2 protein-coding genes are annotated in these 1,505 nt (G+C 61.7%); both read right to left on the bottom strand.

Annotated elements, in window-relative coordinates; translation table 11 throughout:
• Positions 1-743, bottom strand: a 743-nt coding sequence (locus tag PJL69_RS20225) for an electron transfer flavoprotein subunit alpha/FixB family protein (protein ID WP_271311300.1), incomplete at its 3' end; no start/stop codon positions are given.
• The gene (locus PJL69_RS20220) at positions 743-1,501 is read right to left on the bottom strand and encodes an electron transfer flavoprotein subunit beta/FixA family protein (RefSeq protein ID WP_271311301.1); all 759 of its coding nucleotides are present in this window, start codon (positions 1,499-1,501) and stop codon (positions 743-745) included. The genes PJL69_RS20220 and PJL69_RS20225, both read right to left, overlap by 1 nt.
• Between the last annotated feature and the right edge of the window lie 4 nt (positions 1,502-1,505).

Genomic DNA, 1,505 nt, shown 5'->3' with positions numbered 1-1,505 from the left:
ACAACCTTGCCGGTCTGACCGACCTGCCAGTCGTTTGGCGCATAGCCGGAGTCAACCGCCGCACGCGACGCCCCAACAGCGGCGCCCAGCTTGTCTGCCAGCGCTTCGATGATTTTGAAATCATCTTCAGAGCCAACACCACGGCCACCGGAGACAACCACACCTGCGGAGGTGAGTTCTGGACGGTCGCTCTCGGCGACTTTGTCCTCAACCCACTCAGACAGGCCGGGGTTTTCTGCTGCGCCCACGGTTTCCACGGAGGCAGAGCCGCCTTCGCCGGCCGCGTCAAAGCTTGCGGTGCGGAAGGTGATGACCTTCTTGGCATCAGACGACTTCACAGTCTGGATCGCGTTGCCTGCGTAGATTGGGCGCTCAAACGTGTCGCCATCCACAACCGCGGTCACATCAGACAGCACCATCACGTCCAGCAGCGCGGCCACGCGGGGCATCACGTTTTTGGCGTCGGTGGTGGCGGGGGCCACGATGTGGCTGTAGTCGCCCGCCAGAGACGCGATCAGCGCCGCGGTCGGCTCGGCCAGACGGTGGCCCAGAGCGGCATCTTCTGCCACCAGAACCTTCGCCACACCGTCGATTTTCGCGGCGGCGTCGCCAGCCGCTGCGGCGGATGCGCCTGCGGCCAGAACGGTCACGTCCCCCAGTGCCTTGGCGGCGGAGACAGCTTTGGCGGTGGCGTCCAGCGCCAGCTCACCGTTGGTAACTTCTGCGAGAAGAAGAACAGCCATTATACAGCCCCCGCTTCTTTGAGTTTTGCAACCAGCTCATCAACAGAGCCAACCATGATGCCTGCGGCGCGCTCAGACGGCTCGGAGGTTTTCACCACTTCCAGACGCGGGGTGACATCGACGCCGTAATCGGCGGCGGTTTTCTCATCCAGCGGCTTTTTCTTGGCTTTCATGATGTTTGGCAGAGACGCATAGCGCGGCTCGTTCAGGCGCAGATCCACCGAGATGATGGTCGGGGTGGAAACCTTGATGGTCTGCAGGCCGCCGTCCACTTCGCGGGTCACAACCGCGCTGTCGCCGTCGATGTCCACCTCAGAGGCGAAGGTCGCCTGGGACCAGCCCAAGAGGGCGGACAGCATCTGGCCGGTGGCGTTCATATCGTTGTCGATCGCCTGTTTGCCGCAGAGCACGAGGCCCGGCTGCTCTTCTTCGACCACTTTGGCCAGGATCTTGGCCACGGCCAGCGGCTCGATGTCCTGATGCACATCGTCAGCAGCCACAACCAGGATGGCGCGGTCTGCGCCCATGGCCAGCGCGGTGCGCAGGGTTTCCTGAGCTTGCTTCACACCGATCGATACAGCCACAACTTCGTCTGCTTTGCCGGCTTCCTTGAGACGGATGGCCTCTTCGACGGCAATCTCGTCAAATGGGTTCATCGACATTTTGACATTGGCGAGATCAACACCGCTTCCGTCCGCTTTCACACGCACTTTCACGTTATAGTCAATCACGCGCTTGACAGGTACCAAGACCTTCATGGGC

Origin of the sequence: Shimia sp. MMG029 (assembly GCF_027947445.1) — a bacterium.
Lineage (GTDB): Bacteria > Pseudomonadota > Alphaproteobacteria > Rhodobacterales > Rhodobacteraceae > Shimia.
Note: the sequence above shows the minus strand (reverse complement) of the source record. Positions and strands in the feature narration are given on the sequence as shown.

What these genes read in the sequence shown, in the direction of transcription:
- PJL69_RS20220 (WP_271311301.1), bottom strand. Translation starts at nt 1,501, where the DNA reads ATGAAGGTCTTGGTACCTGTCAAGCGCGTGATTGACTATAACGTGAAA.